The organism is Pseudomonas sp. MPB23 (assembly GCF_046605395.1).
GTDB lineage: Bacteria > Pseudomonadota > Gammaproteobacteria > Pseudomonadales > Pseudomonadaceae > Aquipseudomonas.
This window is the reverse complement of the sequence record NZ_CP176771.1, coordinates 5,668,346-5,694,426: the sequence shown is the minus strand read 5'-3', so window position 1 is coordinate 5,694,426 and position 26,081 is coordinate 5,668,346. Positions and strand designations below refer to the sequence as shown.

At 59.6% G+C, this 26,081-nt stretch carries 25 protein-coding genes and 2 pseudogenes; 16 read left to right on the top strand and 11 right to left on the bottom strand.

What is annotated here, in order from left to right; translation table 11 throughout:
• Positions 1 to 2 precede the first annotated feature (2 nt).
• The gene (locus tag ACLH0J_RS25795; protein WP_411389623.1) at positions 3 to 215 is read left to right on the top strand and encodes a hypothetical protein; all 213 of its coding nucleotides are present in this window, start codon (positions 3 to 5) and stop codon (positions 213 to 215) included.
• Positions 216 to 499: 284 nt separating this feature from the next.
• Positions 500 to 1,378, top strand: coding sequence for a diguanylate cyclase domain-containing protein (locus ACLH0J_RS25790; protein WP_411389622.1), 879 nt, complete (start codon positions 500 to 502; stop codon positions 1,376 to 1,378).
• Positions 1,379 to 1,431: 53 nt separating this feature from the next.
• On the opposite strand, the gene ACLH0J_RS25785 is transcribed toward ACLH0J_RS25790, so the two are convergent.
• Positions 1,432 to 2,271: a hypothetical protein gene (locus ACLH0J_RS25785; protein WP_411389621.1), complete on the bottom strand. Its 840-nt coding sequence runs from the start codon at positions 2,269 to 2,271 to the stop codon at positions 1,432 to 1,434.
• Positions 2,272 to 2,594: 323 nt separating this feature from the next.
• Positions 2,595 to 3,125 carry a hypothetical protein gene (locus ACLH0J_RS25780; protein WP_411389620.1) on the bottom strand — a complete coding sequence of 177 codons (531 nt, stop codon included), beginning with the start codon at positions 3,123 to 3,125 and terminating at the stop codon, positions 2,595 to 2,597.
• Positions 3,126 to 3,871: 746 nt separating this feature from the next.
• On the opposite strand from ACLH0J_RS25780, the gene mqo reads away from it, so the two are divergent.
• Positions 3,872 to 5,518, top strand: a complete 1,647-nt coding sequence (mqo, locus tag ACLH0J_RS25775) for a malate dehydrogenase (quinone) (RefSeq protein ID WP_411389619.1) — start codon at positions 3,872 to 3,874, stop codon at positions 5,516 to 5,518.
• 92 nt (positions 5,519 to 5,610) lie between these two features.
• Here mqo and ACLH0J_RS25770 read toward each other — a convergent pair whose 3' ends face one another.
• Positions 5,611 to 6,282, bottom strand: a complete 672-nt coding sequence (locus ACLH0J_RS25770; protein WP_411389618.1) for an NADPH-dependent F420 reductase — start codon at positions 6,280 to 6,282, stop codon at positions 5,611 to 5,613.
• Positions 6,283 to 6,382: 100 nt separating this feature from the next.
• Between ACLH0J_RS25770 and ACLH0J_RS25765 the strand changes: the two genes are divergently transcribed.
• Both ACLH0J_RS25765 and ACLH0J_RS25760 read left to right on the top strand, forming a co-directional pair.
• The gene (locus ACLH0J_RS25765) at positions 6,383 to 7,312 is read left to right on the top strand and encodes a LysR family transcriptional regulator (protein ID WP_411389617.1); all 930 of its coding nucleotides are present in this window, start codon (positions 6,383 to 6,385) and stop codon (positions 7,310 to 7,312) included.
• Positions 7,313 to 7,402: 90 nt separating this feature from the next.
• Complete coding sequence (locus ACLH0J_RS25760; RefSeq protein ID WP_411389616.1) at positions 7,403 to 7,732, top strand: hypothetical protein; 330 nt, start codon at positions 7,403 to 7,405, stop codon at positions 7,730 to 7,732.
• A 149-nt stretch (positions 7,733 to 7,881) separates the two neighbouring features.
• Here the strand turns inward: ACLH0J_RS25760 and ACLH0J_RS25755 are convergent, their stop codons facing one another.
• The 4 genes from ACLH0J_RS25755 to ACLH0J_RS25740 all read right to left on the bottom strand — a co-directional run bounded on the left by ACLH0J_RS25755 (position 7,882) and on the right by ACLH0J_RS25740 (position 11,085).
• Complete coding sequence (locus tag ACLH0J_RS25755) at positions 7,882 to 8,277, bottom strand: PIN domain-containing protein (protein WP_411389615.1); 396 nt, start codon at positions 8,275 to 8,277, stop codon at positions 7,882 to 7,884.
• Positions 8,274 to 8,531: an AbrB/MazE/SpoVT family DNA-binding domain-containing protein gene (locus ACLH0J_RS25750; protein WP_411389614.1), complete on the bottom strand. Its 258-nt coding sequence runs from the start codon at positions 8,529 to 8,531 to the stop codon at positions 8,274 to 8,276. The genes ACLH0J_RS25755 and ACLH0J_RS25750 overlap by 4 nt, the downstream gene beginning before the upstream one ends.
• Before the next feature lie 207 nt (positions 8,532 to 8,738).
• Complete coding sequence (gene ppnN, locus ACLH0J_RS25745; protein ID WP_411389613.1) at positions 8,739 to 10,112, bottom strand: nucleotide 5'-monophosphate nucleosidase PpnN; 1,374 nt, start codon at positions 10,110 to 10,112, stop codon at positions 8,739 to 8,741.
• 148 nt (positions 10,113 to 10,260) lie between these two features.
• Positions 10,261 to 11,085 carry an aspartyl/asparaginyl beta-hydroxylase domain-containing protein gene (locus tag ACLH0J_RS25740; protein ID WP_411389612.1) on the bottom strand — a complete coding sequence of 275 codons (825 nt, stop codon included), beginning with the start codon at positions 11,083 to 11,085 and terminating at the stop codon, positions 10,261 to 10,263.
• A 320-nt stretch (positions 11,086 to 11,405) separates the two neighbouring features.
• Here ACLH0J_RS25740 and fabV point away from each other — a divergent pair, with 320 nt between their 5' ends.
• A complete protein-coding gene (gene fabV, locus ACLH0J_RS25735; RefSeq protein ID WP_078834549.1) occupies positions 11,406 to 12,599 on the top strand; it encodes an enoyl-ACP reductase FabV in 1,194 nt (397 codons plus the stop codon).
• A gap of 211 nt (positions 12,600 to 12,810) precedes the next feature.
• Positions 12,811 to 13,434 carry an HAD family hydrolase gene (locus ACLH0J_RS25730; protein ID WP_411389611.1) on the top strand — a complete coding sequence of 208 codons (624 nt, stop codon included), beginning with the start codon at positions 12,811 to 12,813 and terminating at the stop codon, positions 13,432 to 13,434.
• Here the strand turns inward: ACLH0J_RS25730 and ACLH0J_RS25725 are convergent.
• Positions 13,431 to 14,336 (bottom strand): LysR family transcriptional regulator, encoded by a 906-nt coding sequence (locus ACLH0J_RS25725; RefSeq protein ID WP_411389610.1) that lies wholly within the window; start codon positions 14,334 to 14,336, stop codon positions 13,431 to 13,433. The genes ACLH0J_RS25730 and ACLH0J_RS25725 overlap by 4 nt on opposite strands.
• Positions 14,337 to 14,438: 102 nt before the next feature.
• Between ACLH0J_RS25725 and ACLH0J_RS25720 the strand changes: the two genes are divergently transcribed.
• A complete protein-coding gene (locus ACLH0J_RS25720; protein WP_411389609.1) occupies positions 14,439 to 15,617 on the top strand; it encodes an aspartate aminotransferase family protein in 1,179 nt (392 codons plus the stop codon).
• On the opposite strand, the pseudogene ACLH0J_RS25715 reads toward ACLH0J_RS25720, so the two are convergent.
• Positions 15,589 to 15,810 (bottom strand): annotated as a pseudogene (locus tag ACLH0J_RS25715) (LysR substrate-binding domain-containing protein); the annotation flags it as partial. The gene ACLH0J_RS25720 and the pseudogene ACLH0J_RS25715 overlap by 29 nt on opposite strands.
• A 37-nt stretch (positions 15,811 to 15,847) precedes the next feature.
• Between ACLH0J_RS25715 and ACLH0J_RS25710 the strand changes: the two are divergent.
• Both ACLH0J_RS25710 and ACLH0J_RS25705 read left to right on the top strand, forming a co-directional pair.
• Positions 15,848 to 16,179, top strand: a pseudogene (locus tag ACLH0J_RS25710) (hypothetical protein); the annotation flags it as partial.
• A gap of 138 nt (positions 16,180 to 16,317) precedes the next feature.
• Positions 16,318 to 17,820: a nucleobase:cation symporter-2 family protein gene (locus ACLH0J_RS25705; RefSeq protein ID WP_411389608.1), complete on the top strand. Its 1,503-nt coding sequence runs from the start codon at positions 16,318 to 16,320 to the stop codon at positions 17,818 to 17,820.
• A 35-nt stretch (positions 17,821 to 17,855) separates the two neighbouring features.
• Here ACLH0J_RS25705 and ACLH0J_RS25700 read toward each other — a convergent pair whose 3' ends face one another.
• Together ACLH0J_RS25700 and ACLH0J_RS25695 are read right to left on the bottom strand one after the other, a co-directional pair.
• Positions 17,856 to 18,770 carry a proline iminopeptidase-family hydrolase gene (locus tag ACLH0J_RS25700; RefSeq protein ID WP_411389607.1) on the bottom strand — a complete coding sequence of 305 codons (915 nt, stop codon included), beginning with the start codon at positions 18,768 to 18,770 and terminating at the stop codon, positions 17,856 to 17,858.
• Positions 18,771 to 18,864: 94 nt separating this feature from the next.
• Positions 18,865 to 19,629, bottom strand: a complete 765-nt coding sequence (locus ACLH0J_RS25695; RefSeq protein WP_411392890.1) for a LuxR family transcriptional regulator — start codon at positions 19,627 to 19,629, stop codon at positions 18,865 to 18,867.
• Positions 19,630 to 19,812: 183 nt separating this feature from the next.
• Here ACLH0J_RS25695 and ACLH0J_RS25690 point away from each other — a divergent pair, with 183 nt between their 5' ends.
• The 6 genes from ACLH0J_RS25690 to ACLH0J_RS25665 are packed head-to-tail and all read left to right on the top strand — an operon-like array spanning position 19,813 to position 25,976.
• On the top strand, positions 19,813 to 20,700 hold the full coding sequence (locus ACLH0J_RS25690) for a proline iminopeptidase-family hydrolase (protein ID WP_411389606.1): 888 nt from the start codon (positions 19,813 to 19,815) through the stop codon (positions 20,698 to 20,700).
• 3 nt (positions 20,701 to 20,703) lie between these two features.
• Positions 20,704 to 21,651, top strand: coding sequence for an ABC transporter permease (locus ACLH0J_RS25685; protein ID WP_411389605.1), 948 nt, complete (start codon positions 20,704 to 20,706; stop codon positions 21,649 to 21,651).
• Positions 21,648 to 22,505 (top strand): ABC transporter permease, encoded by an 858-nt coding sequence (locus ACLH0J_RS25680; RefSeq protein ID WP_411389604.1) that lies wholly within the window; start codon positions 21,648 to 21,650, stop codon positions 22,503 to 22,505. Before ACLH0J_RS25685 ends, ACLH0J_RS25680 begins: the two co-directional genes overlap by 4 nt.
• On the top strand, positions 22,502 to 23,458 hold the full coding sequence (locus ACLH0J_RS25675) for an ABC transporter ATP-binding protein (RefSeq protein WP_411389603.1): 957 nt from the start codon (positions 22,502 to 22,504) through the stop codon (positions 23,456 to 23,458). Before ACLH0J_RS25680 ends, ACLH0J_RS25675 begins: the two co-directional genes overlap by 4 nt.
• On the top strand, positions 23,455 to 24,480 hold the full coding sequence (locus ACLH0J_RS25670; RefSeq protein WP_411389602.1) for an ABC transporter ATP-binding protein: 1,026 nt from the start codon (positions 23,455 to 23,457) through the stop codon (positions 24,478 to 24,480). Before ACLH0J_RS25675 ends, ACLH0J_RS25670 begins: the two co-directional genes overlap by 4 nt.
• Positions 24,462 to 25,976 (top strand): ABC transporter substrate-binding protein, encoded by a 1,515-nt coding sequence (locus ACLH0J_RS25665; protein WP_411389601.1) that lies wholly within the window; start codon positions 24,462 to 24,464, stop codon positions 25,974 to 25,976. The genes ACLH0J_RS25670 and ACLH0J_RS25665 overlap by 19 nt, the downstream gene beginning before the upstream one ends.
• Positions 25,977 to 26,081: the final 105 nt, after the last annotated feature.

The window sequence follows — 26,081 nt, the reverse complement described above, 5'->3', positions numbered from 1 at the left end:
CAATGATCTCGAATCTGCTCAAAATCGTGATGATCGCTGGCACGTTGCTGTTGGGCGCTTGCTCGTCAGGTGTGAGCAGCGACCCTTGTTTTACCGGAGGATGCCAAGCCTTTGGTGATCGCAGCCCCAGCAAAGCCACCAAGATGAGTTTTGGGGGGAGTGGGCTTGGTAGTAGTTATGGTGAGTATGGTTCTGGGTTGCTGCATGATGACTGATGGGGTGGTTGCCTCGTCGCTATCGTTAACCTCTGCCATAGGGGGGGGCTTTGGTGATTTTGGAATTGGGGGCATTAGTGATCACCTTTCCTGCGGTGGGCGATCAGATAGATGCCTAGGCGGACTAGCGCAGTTGCCGTGCCAGACCATGGCCCTTGAGATGAATACCAGGGGCGCCGGGCATGCGTGTTCCCATGCCTGCCCGATGCGTGCAAGATTACTCGCCGCGTGTCCTGGCGATCGGGATATGATCGCGTTCTATGAATCAGACTTCCCCATGACTTATGGCTGTTGATCTACAAGCGCTCTACCCCAAACTCATCCATCTGATGCTGGATACGGTGTTTGTGGTGGATAGAGACGACCACATTGTTTTTGTGAGTGATGCCTGTGAGGCCCTGCTGGGTTACCGTCCTGACGAACTGAACGGCACCGCGATCACGCGCTATATGCATCCTGAGGACCTGGCTGCCACGCGGGCCTCGATTAGCCGCGTGATGAATGGTCAATCCCACTTCGATTTCCGCAACCGTTACATCCGCAAGGATGGAGGCGTGGTGTACATCCTGTGGGCGGCATTCTGGTCGGAGGAGGTCGGTGCAAGGATTGGTGTGGCGCGCAACGTGACGGCTTTAATTCAGGCCGAGGAGGAATTACGTTTCCTCGCTCATCATGATCCGCTGACAAAATTAACCAACCGGTCGCTGTTCAATGATCGCCTGGAGTCCGCCCTGCGCGCGGCGCATCGCCACAACCGTCAGTTGGCTTTGCTGTTTCTGGATGTGAACGACTTCAAGCGTATTAACGATGTCCATGGCCATGCGGTGGGGGATCGTGTTCTGTGCGTGATTGCCCATCGTCTGGAAAGCTGCATGCGTGAGACGGACACCGTGGCCCGGATGGGCGGCGATGAATTTACGGTGCTGCTGACCGATGTCCAGTCGAGGAGCGCCATTTCCAATAAGTTAGAACAGATTCACAACATCATGGCTGCCCCACTGGGTCCTGAGTTCGGCGCACTGCAGATGCCGTTGTGCAGTATCGGCGTTGCCTATTACCCGGAGGACGGGAAGGATGCCGATACACTGCTCACCCATGCGGATGGTGAAATGTACCGGATGAAAAAGCACCGTCCTTTAGACAATGAGGCGCCTGGGACATAAGTGAAATTCAAGAAAGGGTAAGCAATGAGGGGGTGTCGTGATAGGAGTCCCCATTATCCCGTAACAACCGTTCCCTTATGAAAAATCTCGCGCCGCGCCCGGCGGCTTATATTTTCATGCTTGCTCCGCGCGTACATCTCGTCAAAACGGTCGCGATCAATGCCTTCATACTTGGCTACCTCTTCCAGCACCCTCTGGTCGTATTCTTCTTCGATCACGAATCGGTAAATCTCCCGCCGGTAGTAAAAGCCGAATTGAAACGCCAGCACCTCGGTCAAGTAATCCGAGGCAGTGAGAAAGCAGTTTTCCAGGTCGATTGCCTTGGCTCGCATTGGTTGCTCAAGGTTGACCATCACGTTGTTAGCCCAGAAATCCATGTGCACGATGCCCTTGCCGTGCAAGGAGCGCAGCAGTTTGAACGACACCGTGATCAGACTCTGGATGTCGCGCTCCTGTTTGAGCCATTCCAGGCCATTGAGATAACCTTCCAGTAGTTTGGTAAAGATGAAAAATTCCTGGATCAAGCCCAGCGCAGACTTTCTATAACCGAAGCCATACAAGCCGGCGACCGGTGCGCCGCGTTGTTGGGCGCCCAGGGTGTTGATGACTTCCTCAACCGGCCAGTCGAATGTTCCGTCGCGTTTTGCACGACCGAGGGTGACTCGCAGTTTGGGCCTGAGGCTGTCGAGCGGCTGGGATTTGGCGAACAGGTTGTTCTCCATTCCTTTGAGCGGTGCGCTGATGCGGTTTTTGAGTGGTTGGCGGGAATCGATCAGCTTCTGAATCGCCTGTTGGACGCTCTGGTCAACCGCATGTGTGGTGAAAATCTTAGCGTTGCGGTGATGGAGTGTCGTCGGGAAATTTTGGAGCACGCTGCTGTCGGGAAAGCTCAAAACACGTCCTTGTCGTTCGGGAAAATATGACAGAAATACTACATGATGGCGTTGTGATATTAAACCTGAATCATACCTGTCTAGAAACAAAATAGCCAAAGCGGCAGGCTTGAATGTATTGACAAGATTAATTTTATGCGAGTTTTTATTTTTTGTTGGCGGTAAAAATCGCCGCGAAAAAAGAGATCCGATGCGATAATGGCCTAGAGCCATTATCGTACGCTCTCATAAGTGCTCTTAATGAAAATGACATTTTTCGCGAAGTTTTTTATTGTTTTTGTTATTTTGATACTGGTCTGTATTATTTATTGGTAGGCGAGTTTTTATCGTGTGTTTAAGGGCGATTGGTTTGTTTGTATTGGCGAATAATAAACCTGCCAATTACAAAAAAAACTGCCTAGGATAAAGCCTAGAAAACCACCCAGTAACGCAAATTTTCTCGTGTTCTTACTGTTGGCGATTTTTGCTTCGTCAAGGGTATTAAATGCTCGCACGTTATTGCCAGTCGACAAGGATGGCAAGTTAAGCGCAATGGCTTGATTGTTTGCGGTGTTCAATGCGGCTTTCAACTGCGCTCTTGCCAGCTCTGCAGTTGTAGCTGTGGCCGAGGCAATATACAGAATGGATTCGTTTTTGCCTGTCTTGGGTACGGTCTCTTTCAATGTAATGGAATTCGCTGCCATCACGCCCATCGCGGTATAGAATACGTCGTTTTGAATCGAGTTGTACAGTTTGGTTTCCAGAGGCGGTGAGTTTACTGAAGTACTCGCGTCTTTTTCCTTAACTTCTTTATATAAGCTGTACAGTGATGATTTGGTGATGTAAGTGCTGGCGGTCCATTGGTCGGGGGACATTGCAGTGATCAAAAATAAAAAAAATGGCGCCCACCACTGTCGTGGCAATGACGGTTTTCTTACTCGACCATAAAGTCTGGAGAAGCGGAATCAAATCTATTTCATCATCAGTGGGGCGGGTTTTCGGGTTCGTTGAAATGCTCACGACAAGTTCCTTTTTTTGCGTTTTCGAATTGTAGAGAAAACGCCACAATACGGCATGTATTATTTACTGTTGTTTTAAATGCGAACCGCTCCCCTTTGTTTTGCAGGGCGCCGCGCCATTCTTTCACACATATGAACACGCTTGCGTGGCAATCGTTCACGGCGTACGTGCCGCCGCGGCTTACGTTTCCCTGCCCGTTGCTGTTCAATCCCCGCCTGCATCCGCCGTGCGATCAGGTAAACACCCAGCGCTGTCGCTGACGACCCTGTGACCCCTCGTCGCGCCTGTCAGGCTTGACACTCATCCCGATCAGTCTCGCTAAAACCAATATGCGAGTGATGTCAATTGGCCAAACAGCGCATATCGGCTGTTTGGCGTGATATTCTGCGCGCCATCCTGGTCTAGCCTTTCTCCGGTACGTAAACCCGTATACGTAGCGGTTCTTGGCTATTTCCCGGGTAGCTGAAGCCAATAATGATAAGAAGTCAGCGCAGAAGGGACATAAAAGTGAGGTCGATACGTCGGCCTTGTGTGCCCACCCTGCGGCCCTGAAGTGAGTCAGGGGCGGTGGGGCGGATGGCGTTTATCATAGGTGCTACTGATGTTTAAAAAAGTGAACACTGCCCTGTTGGGGCTGGCGTTGTCGATGGGGATCGCGTCCGCTCATGCGCAGGAGGCAAAGAAAGTCGATGTGCTGTTGATCGGCGGCGGCATCATGAGCGCGACCCTGGGTGTATGGCTCAATGAGCTGGAACCGGACTGGTCGATGGAAATGGTCGAGCGCCTCGACGGCGTCGCCGAAGAAAGCTCCAACGGCTGGAATAACGCCGGTACCGGTCACTCGGCCCTGGCTGAGTTGAACTACACCCCGGAAGACAAGAACGGCAACGTTGAGATCCCCAAAGCGGTCGAGATCAACGAAGCGTTCCAGATCTCCCGTCAGTTCTGGTCCTGGCAGGTCCGGCAGGGCGTGCTGAAGAACCCGCGTTCGTTCATCAACTCCACGCCGCACATGAGCTTCGTGTGGGGCGATGACAACATCAAGTTCCTCAAGAAACGCTACGAAGCCCTGCAAGCCAGCCCGCTGTTCGCCGGCATGCAGTACTCCGAAGACCCGGCGCAGATCGCCAAATGGGTTCCGCTGATGATGCAAGGGCGTGACCCGAGCCAGAAAATCGCGGCGACCTGGAGCCCGCTGGGTACCGACATGAACTTCGGCGAGATCACCCGCCAGTTCGTCGCGCACCTGCAAACCACGCCCAAGTTCGACCTGAAACTGTCGAGCGAAGTGCAGGACATCACCAAGAACACCGACGGTTCGTGGCGTGTCAGCTACAAAAACCTGAAAGACGGCACCAAGACTGAAACCGACGCCAAGTTCGTGTTCATCGGCGCTGGCGGCGGTGCCCTGCACCTGCTGCAGAAGTCGGGCATTCCTGAAGCCAAGGAATATGCGGGCTTCCCTGTTGGCGGCTCGTTCCTGGTGACCGATAACCCGGCTGTTGCCGAGCAGCACTTGGCCAAGGCCTACGGTAAAGCCTCGGTGGGCGCGCCACCGATGTCGGTTCCGCACCTGGACACCCGTGTGCTGGATGGCAAGCGCGTGATTCTGTTTGGCCCGTTCGCGACCTTCTCCACCAAGTTCCTGAAGGAAGGCTCGTACCTGGACCTGCTGACCAGCACCACCACCCACAACATCTGGCCAATGACCAAAGTCGGTATTCGTGAATACCCTCTGGTCGAGTACCTTGCCGGCCAACTGATGCTGTCGGACGACGACCGTTTCAAGGCGCTGCAAGAATACTTCCCGAACGCCAAGAAAGAAGACTGGCGCCTGTGGCAAGCCGGTCAGCGCGTGCAGATCATCAAGCGTGACGAGGAGCAGGGCGGCGTGCTGAAACTCGGAACCGAAGTGGTCAGCTCTGCCGACAACACCATTGCAGGTCTGTTGGGTGCATCGCCAGGCGCGTCCACCGCGGCTCCGATCATGCTGACCGTGCTGCAGAAAGTGTTCAAGGACAAGGTCGCCACCCCGGCCTGGCAGGAAAAACTGCACCAGATCGTGCCAAGCTACGGCACCAAGCTGAACGACAGTCCTGAGGCCGTTGCCAAGGAATGGGCCTACACCGCCAACATCCTGCAACTGACTCCACCGCCTGCGATTCCGCAGATGGCTGCGCCAAAAGCCACCGAGGCTGCCAAGCCTGCGGCCGAGCCGAGCAAGCCGGCGTCGGACCTGGCGTTGTAAGTCGTTGGTGAGGTCTTGGTAACAGGGCTGAGCCGATGTGCAAAAGCCCGCTGAACCGGTAACGGTCAGCGGGCTTTTTTGCAGGTGCGTGTCTATGGCCGGGAGCGGGAACGATCGACCGGAGGCACTTCGACGGTCCGTTGGGCCGCCGCCAGCGCTGCTTTCAAGCCTGCCTGGTCCAGCGCAACGCAATACGCCGGTTTGGCCCGTTCGAAGCGCCAGCTTTCATCCAGTCCGCCGGCATCCACGGTGTCGAACCCCAGCTCGTCGAGCAACTGGATCACTTGGGCTTTCGCCGCTACGTCATCGGCGGCCACCGGCAATGCGCGGCGCTCGGGTGCGCCGTGGGGGCGGGCGTCCTGCGTCAAGTCCGGCGCAAAGATCGCATTGAACACCTTCACCACGTGGGACCGGGGCAAGTGATCGGCGAGCAGCCGGCTGGTGGTGGTTTCAAAGCGGTCCAACTCGGGGATATGCCCATCACGCTCCGGGTAGTAATTGTTCGCGTCCATGACCGTTTTGCCTTCCAGCCCCTGTACGGGCACGCTGCGATAATGCGCCAGGGGAATAGCCACGAGCACCACATCGCCAAATTGTGCCGCGTCTTCTGCGCTGCCCACATGAACGCCCCAAATGCCGCTGAGCACGCTGCTCATGGTCTGTGGGCCGCGGGAGTTGCTCAACATCACCTCATGGCCGGCCGCCAGTGCCAGTTGTGCCACGGAGCGCCCGATGAAACCTGCTCCAATAACGCCAATCTTCATGTCTTTGCTCCAGAGAGAAGGGGGAGGGGGTTATGATGATTGGCAACCAACAGGCGATAAATAAGCGCTCTGTCGTTGATGTTATTACTGAGAGTGGGGAATGATGGATCGTCTTTCCAGCATGAATGCCTTTGTGATCGCTGCCGAGTTGGGCTCATACGCCCGCGCCGCCGAGCGTTTGAACATGTCGGCGCAGATGGTGGCCAAACATGTTGCCGCGCTGGAACAGCGCCTGGGGGCGCGCTTGCTCAATCGCACTACGCGCCGGCAAAGCCTCACTGAGCTGGGTAGTGCGTACTACGAGCGTTGCAAACATATCCTGACAGAAGCCGAGGCCGCCGATTCTCTGGCGCAGATCATGAATGACACCCCGCGTGGCAAGCTGAAAATCACCGCGCCGGTGACCTTCGGCTCCTGCAGCCTGATGCCCCTGGTGACTGCGTTTCTGCGCGACAACCCCGATGTGAACATTGACCTGCACCTCACCGATCGTTTCGTCGATCTGGTGGAAGAAGGCTACGAAGCCGCTTTTCGGATTGGTCCCCTGGCGACCACTGGATTAACCGCCAGACCCCTGGCGCCCTATCGTCTGGTGGTCTGCGCGGCGCCTGTCTACTTGGCGGCACGGGGTATACCGCTGCGACCGGCGGACCTTCAACACCATGAATGCTTGGGCTATGTCTTCTGGTCACGTCCAGCCGATCGCGAATGGGTGTTCTACCAGGGGACGGTATCGCACAAGGTGCAGGTTGCCAGCCGTTTGCAGATCAACGAAAGCAGGGCCTTGATGTCGGCTGCACTGGATGGGTTTGGCATTGTGCTCGGCCCGGAAGATTTTCTACGTCCGGCCCTGGACCGGGGTGAGTTGGTGCGGGTGCTCCCGGACTTTGATGCGCCGAGCCGGCCCATGCATTTGGTCTACACCGCCAACCGGCAACGTACTGCCAAGTTGCGGCGTTTTGTCGAGGCGGTGCAGGAGCGTTTCGGCCCTGCGTGTGAGTTCAGCAACCTGACAGACGCCACCTGTTAAAAAGTACCCAGGCCCTGCAGGAGCGCGGCTGCAACAAGGGGGCACTTTTTTACGGGCAGGTTGTTGGGCGTCAGCGCCCGAGGGGGTTGTATGTGGTTACGTTATGCAGCATTGGCGGCGATGGTCGTCGCGGCATCCGGGTGTGTGCAGGAGCGTGTCGTGCATGAGCGCAGGCCGGTGCAACGAGAGTATGTCGAAGTGATCGCGCCACAACCGCCGCCGGTTCAGGTGATCGAAGTCGAGCCTGCGCCGCGCTACGGCTATGTGTGGTCACGGGGTTACTGGCGTTGGGACGGCGGGCGTTACGTCGCTGTACACGGTCATTGGGAAGCGGTGCGTGAGGGCTATCGCTACATGCATCCGCATTGGGTGCAGCGCAATGACGGTTACCACTGGCAGGGTGGGGGTTGGGTTCGCTGAATCCTGGCTAGGTCGGCTTCTTCGTACCCAGGAGCCGAACCTCCCGCAGCAGCGCCGCGCCTAATTGGTTGCTGCCCAGTTCCCGATAGCCCACGGCCTTGATCTCACCGTTCTCTTCGGCCTGGATCAGGATCAGCGCTGGTGACGGTTCAGGCCAACCGCTGCATGCCCGTTGTCTTGACCGCGTCGAGGTCGAAGGTGGCGGTGTACTCGCACCCCACTGCGTGGGCGCAGCGCTCTATCAGGCAGTCGGCAAAATCGGCGTTGTTCGCTGAGAACCGTCGCAGTGCCTGCCAGATGATATCGGCATGCTCGATGGTCAATTCACGGGTGCGCAGCAGTGTTTCCAGGACTGTCACCACGTCGCGCTTGGCTGACTGGTAGCAACTTTGTAAAACCCACACCAGCTCGACGACGGACACCAAGCTGACAAATCCAGGCGAAAACGTGGTGAGCGATTCGATCAGTTCGTTGGCTTTGGGGGGCTGAACCGGATCATCCTGGGTGACATAGCGCACCAGCACATTCGTATCCAGTCCGATCACCCGGCTTTCGCTCCTTGGGCCGCAATGGCGCGGTTCATGTCCTCGATGGAAACGGGCGTGGCAGGCTTGCGGATCAACCCCTTGAGGTCGTGAACGGTTTTGCTCGCGGCAATCATGGAAAACTGGCCGTCTTCCATTTCGACGAATTCCACCCGATCTCCGGTTTCCAGGCCCAGGGCGGTCCTGACTTGGATGGGAATGGTGATTTGTCCTTTTGAGGTGAGGGTGGCGGTGGCCATAGTGAAGATCTCCATCGTGGAGCTCCTTACCTTAGGGTAAGGAATTATGGCGGACAAGATCCGTTGGTCCATAGGTTGCTCATCGTGTGGGGTGGTCGGAATAGATAAAACGATAGCCCGATTCCGCACGCCCACACGGCTGAAAGCGACCGTAAAGCGCTACAACATATGACTGGCCGCCACCGGTGGCGGCGCCCAGTCATGGGACGCAGCAGCGTTCGATCATTGCACTACGCGGTAGCACGGCACGTATGCCGCGCCCCCTGGCAACTTCATGCGGTGCTGGGCGACAAAGGCCTGCAGCAGTTCGTCCAGCGGTTTCATGATGGTCGCGTCGCCGTGGATTTCGTACGGACCGTGCTCTTCGATCAGGCGGATGCCCTTGTCCTTGACGTTGCCCGCCACGATGCCGGAGAACGCGCGACGCAGATTGGCCGCCAGTTCGTGAGGTGGCAGTGCATGGCTCAGTTGCAGGCTGGCCATGTTTTCGTGAGTCGGATCGAATGGGCGCTGGAAGCCTTCGTCGATCTTGAGCAGCCAGTTGAAGTGGAACGCATCGTTGCGCTCGCGACGGAACTGCTTCACCGCCTTGAGGCCGGTGGTCATCTGGCGCGCCACTTCGGCCGGGTCGTCGATGATGATCTGGTAGTGCGCCTGCGCCGCTTCGCCCAGGGTTGCGCCGACGAAGGCATGCAGTTGTTGCAGGTACGGCGCGGCGTGTTTCGGCCCGGTGAGGATGACCGGGAAGGGTAGGCCGCGATTGTCCGGGTGCATCAGGATGCCCAGCAGGTACAGGAACTCTTCGGCTGTGCCGGCGCCGCCAGGGAAGATGATGATGCCGTGGCCCACGCGCACGAAGGCTTCCAGGCGCTTCTCGATATCCGGCAGGATCACCAACTCATTGACGATCGGGTTCGGCGCTTCGGCGGCGATGATGCCCGGCTCGGTCAGGCCCAGGTAGCGGCCGCCGGTAATTCGTTGCTTGGCGTGGGAAATGGTCGCGCCCTTCATCGGACCTTTCATCACGCCAGGGCCGCAACCGGTGCACACGTCGAGGCTGCGCAGGCCGAGTTCGTGGCCGACTTTCTTGGTGTATTTGTATTCTTCGGTATTGATCGAGTGCCCGCCCCAGCACACGACGATTTTCGGCTCGACACCGGGGCGCAGGGTACGGGCGTTGCGCAGCAGGTGGAACACGTAGTCGGTGATGCCCTGGGAGTTGCTCAGGTCGATGCGCTGGCTGTCCAGTTCGTTCTCGGTGTAGACGATATCGCGCAGGGCGCTGAACAGCATCTCACGGGTACTGGCGATCATCTCGCCATCAACGAACGCATCGGCCGGCGCGTTCAGCAGTTCCAGGCGCACGCCGCGATCCTGCTGGTGGATGCGCACTTCAAAGTCTTTGTAGGCGTCGAGGATGGTCTTGGCGTTGTCGATATGCGCGCCGGTGTTGAGGATCGCCAGGGCGCACTGGCGGAACAGGGTGTAGATGCTGCCGGAACCGGCTTCGCTCAGTTGCTGGACTTCACGTTGTGACAGGGTTTCGAGGCTGCCCTTGGGGCTGACGGAGGCGTTGATGACTTGACGTTGGGGCATTCTGAGTCCTTGAAAGCGCAGCCACCGCACCCGCAGGAGGGCGATGGCTTGAGAATGATGGGTGCCGAATTCGGTCGCGCAAGACGGTTATTTACCAAAGGCATAAGGCCGAGTGCAAACACCGTCCAGCACCATCATGCCGCAGAACTTACTGAATCAGCTTCCAGTTTTTGTAGAAAACCCGACGCAGTGTAAAGACCATCCCGGCAAACCCGGCAATCACGGCGTTGAGCACCGAAGGCAGCGGGGTCGGGCGCACGATATCGATAAACAGGCAGTAGCGCTTCGCATCGTTCTTGTTGAAGGACGCATGCATCAGCGTGTCATCGAAGATAAACAGCGGGTCGTCGTGCCAGTAATGCTTGTGCTTGCCCACCTGAATGTAGACGCCGTCGTGCTGAGGCGCTGGGGCCATGTTGTAGAGCACGCGAAACATCATGCGCAGGGGGCCGAAGTGAAAAGAGGTCGAGCGGTTTTCATTGAACACCGACACGCCGATGGTTTTCACGAATGGCAGCTTTTTGCGCAGTTCGGGAATATTCAGCGTGGTTTCGATCGGCCGCCCGTACCATTGGAAAAACAACATGCCGCGCTTCTTCTCGGCCATGCGCGTGTCCAGGTAACCGATGATTTCATCCTTGTGGGCCATGGCGTCGTTGATCACCTGTTGCAGGTCTTCCTGCCAGGTGGGCGGCAGGTCGCGCATCGTATAAATATGACGGTTGCGGGAGCTCAGCAGGTCGAACAGCGTGTTGAACGGCGCGAGCAGCCAGGTGTTGCGACCGCTGCCGACAAAGTATTTCTTGATGCTGGGCGTGTCATACAAGCCGTTGCGCAGAAAATCGTAAATACCACAGACCAGCACCAGGCTGAGAAACACCAGTGTGGTTTCGGGGAAGACATCAATGATCAGCAGTACCCCGAGAGCCCAGGCGACTGATATCGCCTTTTTACGAAAAGCAGGCTTGTTCATGACGCTCAGCTCCGGCAGGACGCCATTCGACAGGTCCAGATGCTTGGCTGCGAGTGGTGGGTTTTAGAAATATTTTGAAATACCTGCGTCATCATAAGGCGTTCGCCCCTGGAAAGGCGTTTTAAATATTGCAACATTGTGAAGGCTCTCCAGGGTTTTTAACCCTTGCCAGCCTTGATCCGCGTTTTGTGGATCGGATTTTGTAAACAGAAGATTTGCGTCTATCGTGACGCTTCGGTTTTTCGGACGTCATAGACCGGTACGATTGAAGTTGAATGGCCACCACTGGCCTTCGGCACCTTGGAAGAGGCAGAAATTTTATGATCATCAAACCGCGGGTTCGTGGCTTTATCTGTGTGACCGCTCACCCTGTTGGCTGTGAAGCGAACGTCAAGCAACAGATCGACTACGTCACCGAGCACGGCGCCATCGAAGGCGGCCCGAAGAAGGTGCTGGTCCTCGGCGCTTCCACCGGTTACGGCCTGGCGGCGCGCATCAGTGCCGCGTTCGGTTGCGGCGCCGACACCCTGGGCGTGTTTTTTGAGAAAGAAGGCGAAGAAGGCAAGCTCAGCTCCGCCGGCTGGTACAACAGCGCCGCGTTCGAGAAGTTTGCCGTCGAAAAAGGCCTGTACGCCAAGAGCATCAATGGTGATGCGTTCTCCGACGACATCAAGCGCCTGACCATCGAGACCATCAAAAAAGACCTGGGCAAGATCGACCTGGTCGTCTACAGCCTGGCCGCGCCGCGCCGCACCGACCCGCAAGGCGTGGTGCACAACTCCACCCTCAAGCCGATCGGCAAGGCCGTGACCCTGCGCGGGATCAACACCGACAAGGGCGTCGTCGTCGACACCACCCTTGAGCCGGCCACCCAGGAAGAAATCGACGGCACCGTGAAAGTCATGGGCGGCGAAGACTGGCAGCTGTGGATCGACGCGCTGCGTGACGCCGACGTACTGGCCGAAGGCGCCAAGACCACCGCGTTCACCTACCTCGGCGAGAAGTTGACCCAGGACATCTACTGGAACGGCTCCATCGGCGAAGCCAAGAAGGACCTGGACAAGAAAGTCCTGACCCTGCGCGACAACCTCGCCGCACTGAAGGGCGACGCCCGTGTGTCGGTGCTCAAGGCCGTGGTCACCCAGGCCAGTTCGGCGATCCCGATCATGCCGCTGTACCTGTCGCTGCTGTTCAAGGTGATGAAAGAGCAAGGCACCCACGAAGGCTGCATCGAGCAGGTCTACGGCCTGTTCAAGGACAGCCTGTACGGCAGCCAGCCGAAACTCGACGCCGACGGCCGCCTGCGCGCCGACCTGGCCGAACTGGAGCCGAAGGTCCAGGACGCCGTGGCAGCGCTGTGGAACCAGGTCACCGACGAGAACGTCAACGAGATCAGCGACTTTGCCGGTTACAAGGCTGAGTTCCTGCGCTTGTTCGGCTTCGAGATCGACGGCGTGGACTACGAGGCTGATGTAAATCCGACCGTGAAGATCAAGGGCCTGATCCAGGCTTAAACGCGGTTGAAAACATGTGGGAGGGGGCTTGCTCCCGATAGTGGTGGGTCAGCCAGTCCATTCGGTACTGACATTCCGCTATCGGGAGCAAGCCCCCTCCCACTTTTTTTTGTGTGCTTTTCAGATCCGTCTTACGCTCCGGCGCGTACCTCCCACTGGGCAAATCTGCCAGACTCCCTCGGCTATCACATTCAGGCTAACGGAGGATCTGATGACGATTCGTGCAGTGGTTTTTGATTTCGGCGGTGTCCTGTTCGACTGGAACCCGCATCACCTGTACCGCAAGCTGATTGCCGACGATCACGAACGGCAATGGTTCCTCGACACGATCTGCACCCAGGCCTGGAACACCGAGCAGGATGCCGGCCGCAGCCTGGCTGATGCCACGCGCAGCCTGATCGACGAATACCCTCACCACCAAGCCTTGATCCAGGCTTACTACGACCGCTGGCATGAAATGCTGCTTGGCCCGTTGCCCGAAGGCGTGGCTATTCTCAAGGCACTGCACCAGGCCAATATGCCGCTGTTCGGACTCACCAACTGGTCGGCCGAAACCTTTCCTTATGCGCGTGCCAATTACCCCTTCCTCCAGATTTTTCGTGACATCGTGGTGTCCGGCGAATTGAAGCTGATCAAGCCTGACGCGGCGATCTATCACGCCAGTCTCGACCAGGTGCGTGGGCACCTGCCGGATATCCAGGCTCGGGAAGTGGTGTTCATCGATGATGTCGCCGGCAATATCGAGGCGGCCATCGCCCTTGGCTGGCAAGGCATTCACCATGTGTCGGCCGAGCGTACCGCTGCGCAATTGCGAGCGTTGGGCGTGGGTTTCTAGCGCGCCCACTTTTCCATGACGAAATCGACGAACGCTCGCAGCTTCGGCAGGCGATAGCGGTCCTGGGCGTAGAGCACGTGCATGGGGCGGCTGGGCAGTTGATAGGTGGTCAGCAAGGCCACCAGCTTGCCGCTCTGCACATCCGGCTGCACCAGGGCATCGGGCAGCATGACGATGCCCATGCCTTGCACCGCCGCCTGGCGCAAGGCTTGGGAGCTGTTGACGGTCAGCGAGCCGGACACCGGGATTTCCACTTCACCCTCGGCGCCGCTCATGCGCCATAGCTTGTCGGCATCGCGCCAGTCATCGGTGGAGGGGTAGGCGAACGCCAGGCAGTCATGTTGCTGCAGGTCTTCGGGCTTCGACGGCGTGCCGCGTCGCGCCAGGTAATCCGGCGAGGCGCAGAGGGTAATGGTGTAGTCCAGCAGGGGGCGTGCGATCAGGCTTGAGGGTTCCAGTTCGCCCAGGCGGATAGCCACGTCGAAGCCGCTGTCGATCAGGTCCATGCGCTGGTTGCTGAGCACCACGTACAGCTTGATTTGTGGGTAGCGCTGGGAAAATTCGCTCAGCGCCGGCGCCAGGCGTTCGGTGCCGAACGCGGGTGGGGCGGTGATGCGCAAGGTGCCTTTGGGAATATCGCTGCGGGCCTGTTCGGCCAATTGCTCGGAGTCGGCCACCAGGCCGAGCACTTCCAGGCACCGTTGGTAATACTGCCCGCCGAATTCCGTGAGGCTTTGTTTACGGGTGGTGCGCTTGAGCAAGCTGACGCCCAGCCGCTGCTCCAGGGCGCGCAGGTGGTTGCCGACCATGGTGGTCGACAGCCCGCAGGCCTGGGCGGCGGCAGTCATGCTGCCGGTTTCCACAACCTTCACGTACACCGACATTGCCTGGAACAGATCCATTATCAATCCCTGATTTAAAGTCATTGCAGGAATGCGCAGTTTATCCAGCAGAGGTGGCTAACGATACTGCAGCCATCACAACGATGCACTGGAGCTCCCCTCATGACCGCCACTTGCCTGATGACCACCTATCAACCCCTGGCCCTGAGTTTTACCCGTGGCCTGGGCACGCGCCTGTGGGATCAACAAGGTCGCGAATACCTGGATGCGGTGGCGGGCGTGGCAGTGACCAATGTCGGGCACTCCCACCCCAGGTTAGTGGCAGCCATTAGCGAACAGGCGGGCCTGCTGCTGCATACGTCCAACCTGTACAGCATCGACTGGCAGCAACGGCTGGCTCGGCGCCTGACGTCGCTGTCCGGCCTGGACCGTGCCTTCTTCAACAACTCCGGCGCCGAAGCCAACGAGACCGCGCTGAAACTGGCGCGCTTGCATGGCTGGAAAAAGGGCATCGAAGAGCCGTTGGTGGTGGTGATGGAGAACGCCTTTCATGGCCGCACCCTCGGCACCATGGCCGCGAGCGACGGCCCCTCGGTGCGCTTGGGTTTCCAGCGCCTGCCAGGGGATTTTCTCAAGGTCAGGTTTGGTGATATGGCGGCGATAGACGCGATCACCCAGACGTTCGGCACGCGTATCGCGGCGGTCCTGCTTGAGCCGATCCAGGGCGAAAGTGGTGTATTGCCGGCGCCGGCCGGTTACCTGCAAGCCCTGCGCGATCATTGCACCCGTCATGGCTGGCTGATGATGCTCGACGAAATCCAGACCGGCATCGGCCGCACCGGTACTTGGTTTGCGTTCCAGCACGAAGGCATCCTGCCGGACGTGATGACCCTGGCCAAAGGCCTCGGCAACGGCGTACCCATCGGCGCCTGCCTGGCCCGGGCCGCCGTGGCGCAACTGTTCACACCCGGCAGTCACGGCAGCACCTTTGGCGGTAACCCGCTGGCCTGTCGTGTGGGTTGCACGGTGCTGGACATCATTGAAGGACAAGGCTTGTTGCACAACGCCGCGCAACAGGGCGAACGCTTGTTGGCACGGCTGCGCGTGGAATTGAGCGAACACCCGCAGGTACTGGCAATTCGCGGGCAGGGCTTGATGATCGGCATCGAACTGGCCCGCCCTTACCGCGACCTGGCGCAGCGCGCCGCCGAGGAACACGCGCTGCTGATCAACGTGACACGCGGCAAAATCATTCGCCTGCTGCCGCCGCTGACCCTGGACGCCAAGGAGGTCGAGATGATCGTGCGCGGCATCACCCGGCTATTGGATCAGGACCATTGAGCCATTCCTGGTTGAGTGTCCGGGTATCCCCCAGGTAATCCAGCAACCACGCCATGGTCGGGGACAGTTTGTTCTGGGCCCAGGCTACGCATGATGGGCTGGCCGGGAAGGGGCGCTTCAATTGCAGCGCCACCAGCTCACCGCGTTCGATCCACGGCATTACCTGATGCGCCGGTGCCATGCCGACGCACAGGCGGCCGGCGGGGGTCAGCTCCACGTCGCGATGGCGGCGCACGGCACCGAAACGTCCGACAGCGGAACCTGAACCGGCGCGATTCGGCTATGGACAGTTGCTCACCTCGCGCGTATTTACCGGCAATGTGATGATCTTTGCTGCCTGCTCGGCCAGTTTGCGGAAAATTCCGGCAAGGCGGCAGCACTGCAAAACACCCTGCAACTGGGGTTGTGCTTTCTCAGCAGCCTGTTGGTGTCGTCGATGATCGACCAGGCTCTGCTGATCACCGTGCTCGTGATGCTGGCGACTGCGCCCTTGGCGGTATTGGGTTACTGGCTGGCGCGGCCGAAGGCAGACCGCTCGGCAATGGCCGCTGATTTGAAGTGAGCTTGTATGGCAATGGAGGGATTATTTTTGTAACGCCGATCATGGTGCTTTGTCGGATTAATTGTATACAACTAGATGGACATCCGGTCCTAACATTGCATACAGTGGCCGCACAACAAAAACAGAGAACCCCTCACCATGACTTTCCCGAAGGCGTCACCGCAGCGGCCCGAAGATGAAAATCTCGGCGTCGCCGCGAACATGGCTTACGGCCTGCAGCATGTGCTCACCATGTATGGCGGTATCGTCGCGGTACCGTTGATCGTCGGCCAGGCGGCCGGGTTGTCGCCGGCGGATATCGGCCTTTTGATCGCGGCGTCGTTGTTCGCCGGCGGCCTGGCCACGCTGTTGCAGACCCTTGGCCTGCCGTTCTTTGGCTGCCAGTTGCCGCTGGTGCAGGGCGTGTCGTTTGCCGGCGTGGCAACCATGGTGGCGATTGTCGGCAGCGACGGCGCGGGTGGCGTGCCCGCGATTCTCGGGGCGGTGATGGCCGCGTCGTTGATCGGGTTGTTGATCACCCCGGTGTTCTCGCGGATCACCCAGTTTTTCCCGCCGCTGGTCACCGGTATCGTGATCACCACCATCGGCTTGACCTTGATGCCCGTGGCGGCGCGCTGGGCCATGGGCGGTAACAGCCGCGCGGCGGATTTCGGCAGCGTGCCCAATATCGGCCTGGCGGCGCTGACCCTGGTGCTGGTGCTGCTGTTGAGCAAGGTCGGCAGTGCCACCATATCGCGCTTGTCGATCCTGCTGGCGATGGTGATCGGTACCGTGATCGCGGTAATGCTGGGCATGGCCGACTTTTCCGGCGTCACCCAGGGGCCGATGTTCGGCTTCCCCGCGCCGTTTCACTTCGGCATGCCGACCTTTCATGTGGCCGCGATCATTTCCATGTGCATCGTGGTGATGGTGACCCTGGTGGAGACCTCGGCGGATATCCTGGCGGTGGGTGAGATTATCGACACCAAGGTCGACTCCAAGCGCCTGGGCAATGGTCTGCGTGCGGATATGCTGTCGAGCCTGTTCGCGCCGATCTTTGGCTCGTTCACCCAAAGTGCCTTCGCCCAGAACGTCGGGCTGGTGGCGGTGACGGGGGTGAAGAGCCGTTTTGTGGTGGCCACGGGTGGGGTGTTCCTGGTGATCCTCGGCCTGTTGCCGTTCATGGGCCGGGTGATCGCGGCGGTGCCGACCTCAGTGCTGGGCGGTGCGGGGATTGTGCTGTTCGGTACGGTGGCGGCCAGTGGCATTCGCACCCTGTCCAAAGTGGACTATCGCAACAACATGAACCTGATCATCGTCGCCACGTCCATCGGCTTTGGCATGATCCCGATCGCCGCGCCCAGTTTCTACGATCAGTTCCCCAGCTGGTTCGCGACCATTTTCCACTCGGGGATCAGCTCCTCGGCGATCATGGCGATCCTGCTGAACCTGGCGTTCAACCACTTCACCGCCGGTAACTCGGACCAACAGTCGGTGTTTGTCGCAGGGACCGAGCGCAGCTTGTGTTTTCAGGACGTGGCGGCGTTGCGCGAGGGCGATTACTTCAGTGGCGGCAAGCTGTTCGACGCCGAGGGTAAGGAGATTCCGTTGCTGGCGGATGCCCCCAGGAAGAGCGCAAAACCTGAAACCAGCGAGGTCTGAATGTGGGAGAGGGCAAGCCCCTCCCATCGTTGAACTCAACCGGCTATCGAGCACACCTCATCCAGAAACTTCACCACCGTGCCCATGCACGCCTGGCGCTCTTCCACGTGAGGCATGTGGCTGGAGTCCTCGAACAGCGCCCAGCGCACATCGGCGATTTCATCCAGGAACGGCTTGACCACCAGCGGCGTTGCCTCGTCATGTCGACCGGAGATCACCAGGGTCGGCACCTTGATCGCCGACAGGCGGCCGATTGATTTCCAGTCCTTCAGGCTGCCGATCACGTGGAACTCGGTAGGGCCGCTCATCGCGTGGTACACCGTCGGATCTGAGTCGACCTGGGCGAAGGTGCGCGCCACTTCTTCCGGCCACGGGTTGACCCGGCACACGTGCTGATCATAGAAAACCCGTGAGGCCGCGAGGTATTCCGGGTCTTGGTAGGTGCCGGCGGCTTCGTGCTTGAGCAGGGTTTCGTGCACGCCTTCGGGCAACAATTTGCGCAGGCGGTTGGCTTCGCTGACCCAGGTGCGCATGCACGTCGGTGAATTGGCCGGGATAAACGCACGCAGGCCCTTGGGTTGCAGAATCGCGTGTTCGCTGCCGAGCATACCGCCCCAGGACTGACCGAGGATCGCGTAGTTATCGCTGATCTGCAGGTGGTCCAGCAGGTTGTTCAGTTCGTCGAGGAACAGGCCGACGGTCCAGAAGGACGGGTCTTTGTCGGGCAGGTGGGTGGAGCGGCCGTTGCCCAGTTGATCGTAATGGATCACGGCGTGACCACTGGCGGCGACGTCCTTGAAGGCGTCGACATAGTCGTGGGTGCAGCCGGGGCCACCGTGGAGGATCACCAGGGGCGTGCGACCGCTGGAGAGGTCACCGGTGACGCGGTACCAGGTCTGGTAGGCGCCGAACGCCGCATACCCTTCGCGGATTTTTTCGATGAATTCCATTTCGTTCCCTGCTCTGAGAAAAAGGCTCAGGGAGACGATAAGTCGCTGGTGAAATTTAGGTAACTAGCAAAACAGCTAGGTTTTTATCGATGACTCAGTCTTCCAGGAGGCGGTAATGGGTGGCGCGCACCACCGCCTGCACCCGGTTCTTGGCCCTCAGTTTGTGCATCGCTGAAGCCAGGTGCAGGGTGACCACGGCCAGCGACCGGCTCAATTGCGCGGCGATTTCGGCGGAGGTCAGGCCTTCGGCGGCCCATTTGAGGCACTCGCGTTCGCGTTTGGTCAGGTGAATGTGGGGGTAGGTGTGTAGCTCCTTGCTGAACAGCGGGTAGGCCGCTTCCTGCAACGCGTGGGAAATCAGGCTGAAATCCGACAAGGTCTGCTGTGCATCCAGCAGCACCGTGTTGGCGTTGCCGGTGCGCAGGCCCGTCAGTGAAGCGAAACCGCCACGAGGCAGGTGGATCGGCACGCTGACGCCGCAGGTCAATTGCTGTTCGTGCAGGTAGGAAGACACGGGGGCATGGCAGGGATCGATGATCGTTTGCAGGGCGGTGTCGGCCTTGGCCTCGTAGGACCATACGAACGGCGATACGGTACGCAGGGCCAGGTGTTGCACCGGGTCGATCTGGTAGAACCCTTTGCTGCACCACAGTGCATGCCAGTCGGGCGGGGTATTGCGCAGTTCCAGTACCGAGGGGGTAATCAACGCACCATCCTGGTCGATCGGCACCGGGGCGTAGTCATACACCAGTGCGTCGAAGCCCAACTGTTGGGCAAGAATGAACGTGTTGTCCATCTGCTCGTCCAGGCTCCTGCCCGGCATCAGACGGTGATTGAAGGCAGTCAGCTTGGCCAGCATCCGTTCTGCTCCCGAAGTCATATGAATCTCGATTTCCTGCAAGTAGAATGCCACGCCCCGGCGAAGGACTGCCAGGCCAAACCTATAAGAAATGCTAGGTTATGGACGCGCGGCATCCTCGGTAGTGTTGGCCCGATGAACGGCCGCTACCCGCCAGGCCGATACAACACAAGGAATGTATGCATGTGGCGTGAAATTGCCCCCGACCAGCAGTACAACGTGCAAGTCGACGGCCATAACCTCGTGGTCTACAGCTTTGGCGAAGGCGATGAGGTGCTGTTGTGCCTCAATGGCGGCCCGGGCCTGCCCTGTGACTACTTGCGCGACGCCCATGGCTGGCTCAAGGACCATAACCTGCGAGTGGTTGCATTCGACCAGCTTGGCACCGGGGCATCAGCCAGACCCACCGACGTTTCCCTGTGGGAAATCCGCCGTTATGTCGAAGAAGTTGAAACCGTACGCCAAGCCCTGGACCTGGGGCGTGTGCACTTGCTCGGGCATTCCTGGGGCGGCTGGCTGGGCATTGAGTACGCCATCTATTATCCCGACGCGCTGAAAAGCCTGATCCTGGAAAACACCGTCGGCGACATTCCGCACCTTTCCCAGGAGCTCGAACGCCTGCGCGGCGCCCTCGGCAGCGAAACCGTGGCTATGATGCAGCGCCATGAGGCCATGGGTACCCTGGACCACCCGCAGTATCAAGCCGCCATCACCTTGCTCAACTACCGCCATGTGTGCCGCCTGGATGAATGGCCCGAGCCGGTCAAGCGCTCCCTCGGCGACTGGAACATGGGCCCCTATGAAACCATGCAAGGCCCCAACGAATTCCTCTACATCGGCAACCTCAAGGACTGGAACCGCCTCCCCGAAATGGCCGGTTTCAACATGCCGATCCTGATCACCACCGGCCAGCACGACGAACTCACCCCGGCCTGCGCCCTGCGCATGAAGATGGCAGCCCGCCACGCCGAATTGCATGTATTCCCCAACAGCAGCCATATGCCGTTCTACGAAGAACCTCAGGCCTATTTCCCGGTGCTGCTGGACTTTCTCGCTCGCCACCGAGGCTGACGGATGAACCTGGCGCGCTACCGTTTTGTCCTGTCCCGGCCCCTGCAATTGCTGCCGGTGCTGTTTGGCATCAGCCTGATCACTTTTGTGCTGGTGCGCTCGATCCCCGGCGATCCGGCGCGGGCGCTGCTGGGGTCGCGCAGCACGCCGGATGCCTTGCTGAAAATCCGCGCCCAGTACGGCCTCGACCAGCCGCTGTGGCTGCAATATTTCTATTTCCTGAAAAACCTGCTCAAGGGCGACCTCGGTCAATCGCTGCTGTACAAGGTCGACGCACTGAAGCTGATCGTCACCCGCATCGAGCCAACCCTGGTGCTGGTCCTGGGCAGCGTGGCGCTGGCGCTGCTGATCGCGGTGCCGCTGGCGACCTTGGCGGCGCGCAATAAAGGCGGGTGGGCGGATAACCTGGTCCGCGTGTTTACCACCGTGGGCCTGGGCATGCCGGCGTTCTGGCTGGGGTTGATGCTGATCCTGTTGTTCAGCGTGCAGTGGGGGCTGTTTCCGGTGTCCGGTTATGGGCGGACCTGGCTGGACAAGGCCCACCACATGGTGCTGCCGTGCCTGACCATCGCGCTGGCGCTGTCGGCGGTGTTGGTGCGCAATTTGCGCGCAAGCATGCTGATGGAATTGCAGGCCGACCATGTCACCGCTGCCCGGGCACGCGGGCTATCGGAAGCCGTGGTGTTTCGTCGCCATGTGTTGCCCAATTCCCTGGTGCCGGCGGTCAACCTGTTGGCGGTGAATATCGGCTGGTTGATCAGCGGCACGGTGGTGATCGAAAGTCTGTTCGCCATTCCTGGCATCGGCCAATTGTTGGTACGCGGGATTTTCACTCGCGACTACATGGTGGTGCAGGGCGTGGCCATGGTGTTGGCCTGTGCGACGGTGGTGGTCAATTTCGTCGCCGACGTGGTGACCGTCGCCCTCGACCCACGGGTGAAGATGCAATGAGCAGCCGCCCGTTGATCGCCCCGTGGCGCCTGCGCCTGCGCTTTGGATTTCGCAATGGCCGGCTGACGGCGGCGTGGGGCCTGTTGATTTTGCTGGTGTGGCTGGCCCTGGCGCTATGCGCGCCGTGGATCGCCCCTTATGACCCGATCGCGCAGAACACCGATTTCAGTTTGCTCGGCCCGAGCCTGGTCCATCCATTTGGTACGGATAACTACGGCAGGGATATCCTTTCGAGGGTGATCTGGGGCGCGCGTATCGACCTGCAATTGGCGATTGTCGGGGTGATTTTTCCGTTCATGATCGGCACCTTCATCGGCGCGGTTTCCGGCTATATCGGCGGGCGATTCGACAGCGTCTGCATGCGCGTGATCGACGTGATCCTCGCGTTTCCGTTCCTGGTGTTGATGCTGGCGATCATGGCCATCCTCGGCCCGGGCCTGAAGAGTTTTTATATCGCGATGGCGCTGGTGGGCTGGGTCTCGTATGCGCGGCTGATCCGTTCGCAGATCCTGGTGCTCAAGGAGAGCGACTTCGCCCTGGCCGCCAAGAGCCTGGGCTTTGGCCATGGACGCATCCTGTTCCGGCATTTGCTGCCCAACGCGATGTTCGGTTCGATTGTGTTTTCCATGTCTGATGCGGTGCTGGTGCTGCTCAACGGTGCGGCCGTGAGCTACCTCGGCCTGGGTGTGCAACCGCCGACCGCCGAGTGGGGCACCATGGTTGCCGAAGGGCAGGCCTTTATCACCACCGCCTGGTGGATCTGTACCTTTCCGGGCCTGGCCATCGTGACCCTGGCCATGGGCTTCAGCCTCCTGGCCGATGGCGTCGCGCAAGTGCTGGGAGATCGCACATGAGCCTGTTGCAGGTGCGGGACCTGAGTGTGATCGCCAACAATGCCGGGCGCGATGTGACCCTGGTGGACCGCGTGTCCTTCGACCTGGCCGAAGGTGAAATCCTTGGCCTAGTGGGCGAGAGCGGCTCGGGCAAGACCATGGCCTGCCGTGGCCTGATGCGATTGTTGCCGTCGCCCAACCTGCGGGTTCAGGGTGGGGCGGTGCGCCTGGCCGGCCAGGATTTGTTGCAACTGGATGAGGCCGGTATGCGCACCGTGCGAGGTGGGCGATTGGGCATGATCTTCCAGAACCCCAGCAGCCACCTCGACCCGTTGATGCGTATCGGCGAGCAGATCGCCGAAGGCATCCGCCTGCATCAAGGAGCCTCGAAAAAAGACGCGCGCCGCCAAGCCATCGAAGTATTGCGCCAAGTGGGCATTCCCGATCCTCAGGCGCGGGTCGACAACTTCCCTCACGAATTTTCCGGCGGCATGCGCCAGCGGGCGATGATCGCCGTGGCTCTGGGCTGCAACCCGCAAGTGTTGATCGCCGACGAGCCGACCACGGCCCTGGACGTGACCGTACAGGCGCAGATTCTGCGGCTGTTGCTGGAGCTGCGCGACACCCGCGGGCTGTCGATCATCATGATCACCCACGACCTCGGCGTGGTGGCGCAGACCTGCGATTCCATCGCGGTGATGTACGCCGGGCGCCTGTGCGAGCACGGCAGCAAATACGACCTGCTGGCTCATCCCCGGCATCCCTACACCGCTGGCCTGATCGATTGCCAGCCGGCCCACAGCAGCGGGCATGCGTTGCTGCGCACCATCCCCGGCCAGCCGCCGTTGCTGGATGCGTTGCCCGCCGGTTGTCGCTTCAACCCACGCTGCCCGCAGGTCGGCGCCTTGTGCACCACGCTATTGCCGGAAGGTGCGCGGGTGGCCTGCCACTATCCGTTGGGGGAGCGTCCATGAGCCTGTTGCAGATCAAGGATCTGGAGGTGCGCTTTGCCGCGTCCGGCACTGGTGTGTTCGGTTTGAACAAACAGTGGGTGAGGGCGGTGAATGGCGTGTCGCTGAACCTGGCGGCGGGCGAAACCCTGGGTTTGGTCGGCGAGTCCGGCAGCGGCAAGAGCACCCTGGGCCGGGCGATCCTGCACCTCAACCCGATCAGCGCCGGCCAGGTGTTGTTCGACGGTATCGACATGGCCCAAGGCAGCGCCATTGACATCGCCCGTCTGCGCCACGAGACCGCGATGATCTTCCAGGATCCGTATGCCGCGCTGAATCCGCGTCACACCATCGGCGAAACCATCGCCGAAGTCTTGCAGGTGCAGCGCAAGGTCGCGCCGGAGCAGATTCCAGCGCGTGTCGTTGAGCTGCTCGAGCTGGTCGGCCTGCGCCCCGAACTGGCGAGCCGCAAACCGGGCTCCCTCAGCGGCGGTCAGTGCCAGCGCGTTGGCATCGCCCGGGCGCTGGCGGTGGAGCCGCGCTTGATCATCGCCGATGAGTGCGTGGCGGCGTTGGATGTGTCGATCCAGGGCCAGATCATCAACCTGCTGCTGGAACTGCAGCAGCGTATGAACCTGGCCATCCTGTTTATCGCCCATGACCTGGCCATCGTGCGCCGCCTGTGCGACCGCGTGGCCGTCATGTACCTGGGCAAGATCGTCGAGGAGGGGCCGGTGGAAGCGGTGTTCACGACGCCGCGTCATCCGTATACGGCGGCGTTGATCCAGGCGATTCCGGAGATCGACCCGCATCGGCCGTTGCCTGCGCAGCCTTTACCCGGTGAGCCACCGAGCCCGCTGAATTTGCCTACAGGCTGTGCCTTTCACCCGCGTTGCCGGTATGCCACCACGATGTGTTCCGTGGTGTTGCCGCCTACTCATTTTCTGCACGAGCATCGGTACAGTTGCGTGCTTGAAGAACCTTTGCTTCAACCCACCCCTGCCATTCATGAACAAGGAGTTATGACATGCAATCGCGCCACTTGAAGTTGCTCGCCGCCGCCACGCTGACGGCCTGGTCGCTGACCGCCGGTCTTGCCCAGGCTGCTGGCGTCCTGACCATCGGCTGCCGTGAAGACAGCACCACGTTCGACCCGATCAAAAGCGCGCAAAACCGCGACACCTGGGTATTCGCCAACGTCTACGACACCCTGGTGCGCGTGGATAACCTGGGCACCAAGATGGAACCGGGCCTGGCAGAAAGCTGGGACATCTCCAAGGACGGCCTGACCTACACCTTCAAGCTGCGCGACGCCAAGTTCTCCGATGGCTCGGCGATCACCGCTGAAGATGCGGCGTTCAGCCTGTTGCGTATCCGCGACAACAAGGCTTCGCTGTGGGCTGATCCGTTCAATCTGATCGATACGGCCAAGGCGGCCGACCCGAAAACCCTGGTCGTTACCTTGAAAACCCCGGCAGTCGCGTTCCTCTCGCAATTGGCGTCGCCGACGGTGTCGATCCTGTCGGAAAAAGCCATGACCAAGATGGGCGAGGACGCCTACTCGGAAAACCCGGTGACCTCCGGCGCGTTTACCGTGGACGAGTGGCGCAAGGGGGATCGGGTGATCCTGAAGAAGAACCCGAACTTCTGGCAGGCCAAGCGTGTGAGCCTGGATGGCGTGGAATGGGTGTCGGTCACCGACGACAACACGCGCATGCGCATGGTGCAGAACAACGAGCTGGACACGGCGATCTTCGTGCCGTTCTCACGGGTTGAAGAACTGAAAAAAGACAAGAATGTGGTGATCCACGCGGACCCGTCCACCCGTGAGGATCACTTGCTGATCAACCACGCGCATGGCCTGCTGGCCAAGCCCGAAGTGCGCCAGGCGCTGGACATGGCCATCGACAAACAATCGCTGGTCAAGACCGCCACTTACGGTCAAGGCACTGTGGCCTATTCCTACATCCCCAAGGGCTCGCTGTACCACTACGCCAACAACCTGCAACGCCCGTATGACCCGACCGCCGCCAAGAAACTGCTGGCCGACGCGGGTGCCAAGGACTTGAAGCTGAACTACGTGGTCAACGCCGGCAACGAAGCCGACGAGCAGATCGCCGTGATCATCAAGGATCAGTTGGCCAAGGTCGGCGTAACGGCCAACCTGCAGAAAGTCGACCCGACCCAAAGCTGGCAGATGCTGGTGGACGGCGACTACGACATCTCGGTGATGTACTGGACCAACGACATCCTCGACCCGGACCAGAAGACCACCTTCGTGCTGGGCCACGACACCAACCAGAACTACATGACCCGCTACAAGAACGACAAGGTCAAGGACCTGGTGGCGGCAGCGCGGATCGAAGCCGACCCGGTCAAGCGTGAGCAGATGTATGTCGAACTGCAGAAACTGGCGAAACAGGACGTGAACTGGATCGACCTGTACTACAGCCCCTACATCAATATCTCACGCAAGAATGTGAGCAACTTCCTGCAAAACCCGCTGGGGCGCTTCACGCTTGAGGAAGTGGTGAAGAACTAAGTTCCAGAGAACACCCGCAATACACGTGTGGGAGGGGGCTTGTCCCCGATAGCGGTGGGTCAGCCAAAGATACAGTGACTGACAGTCTGCCATCGGGGGCAAGCC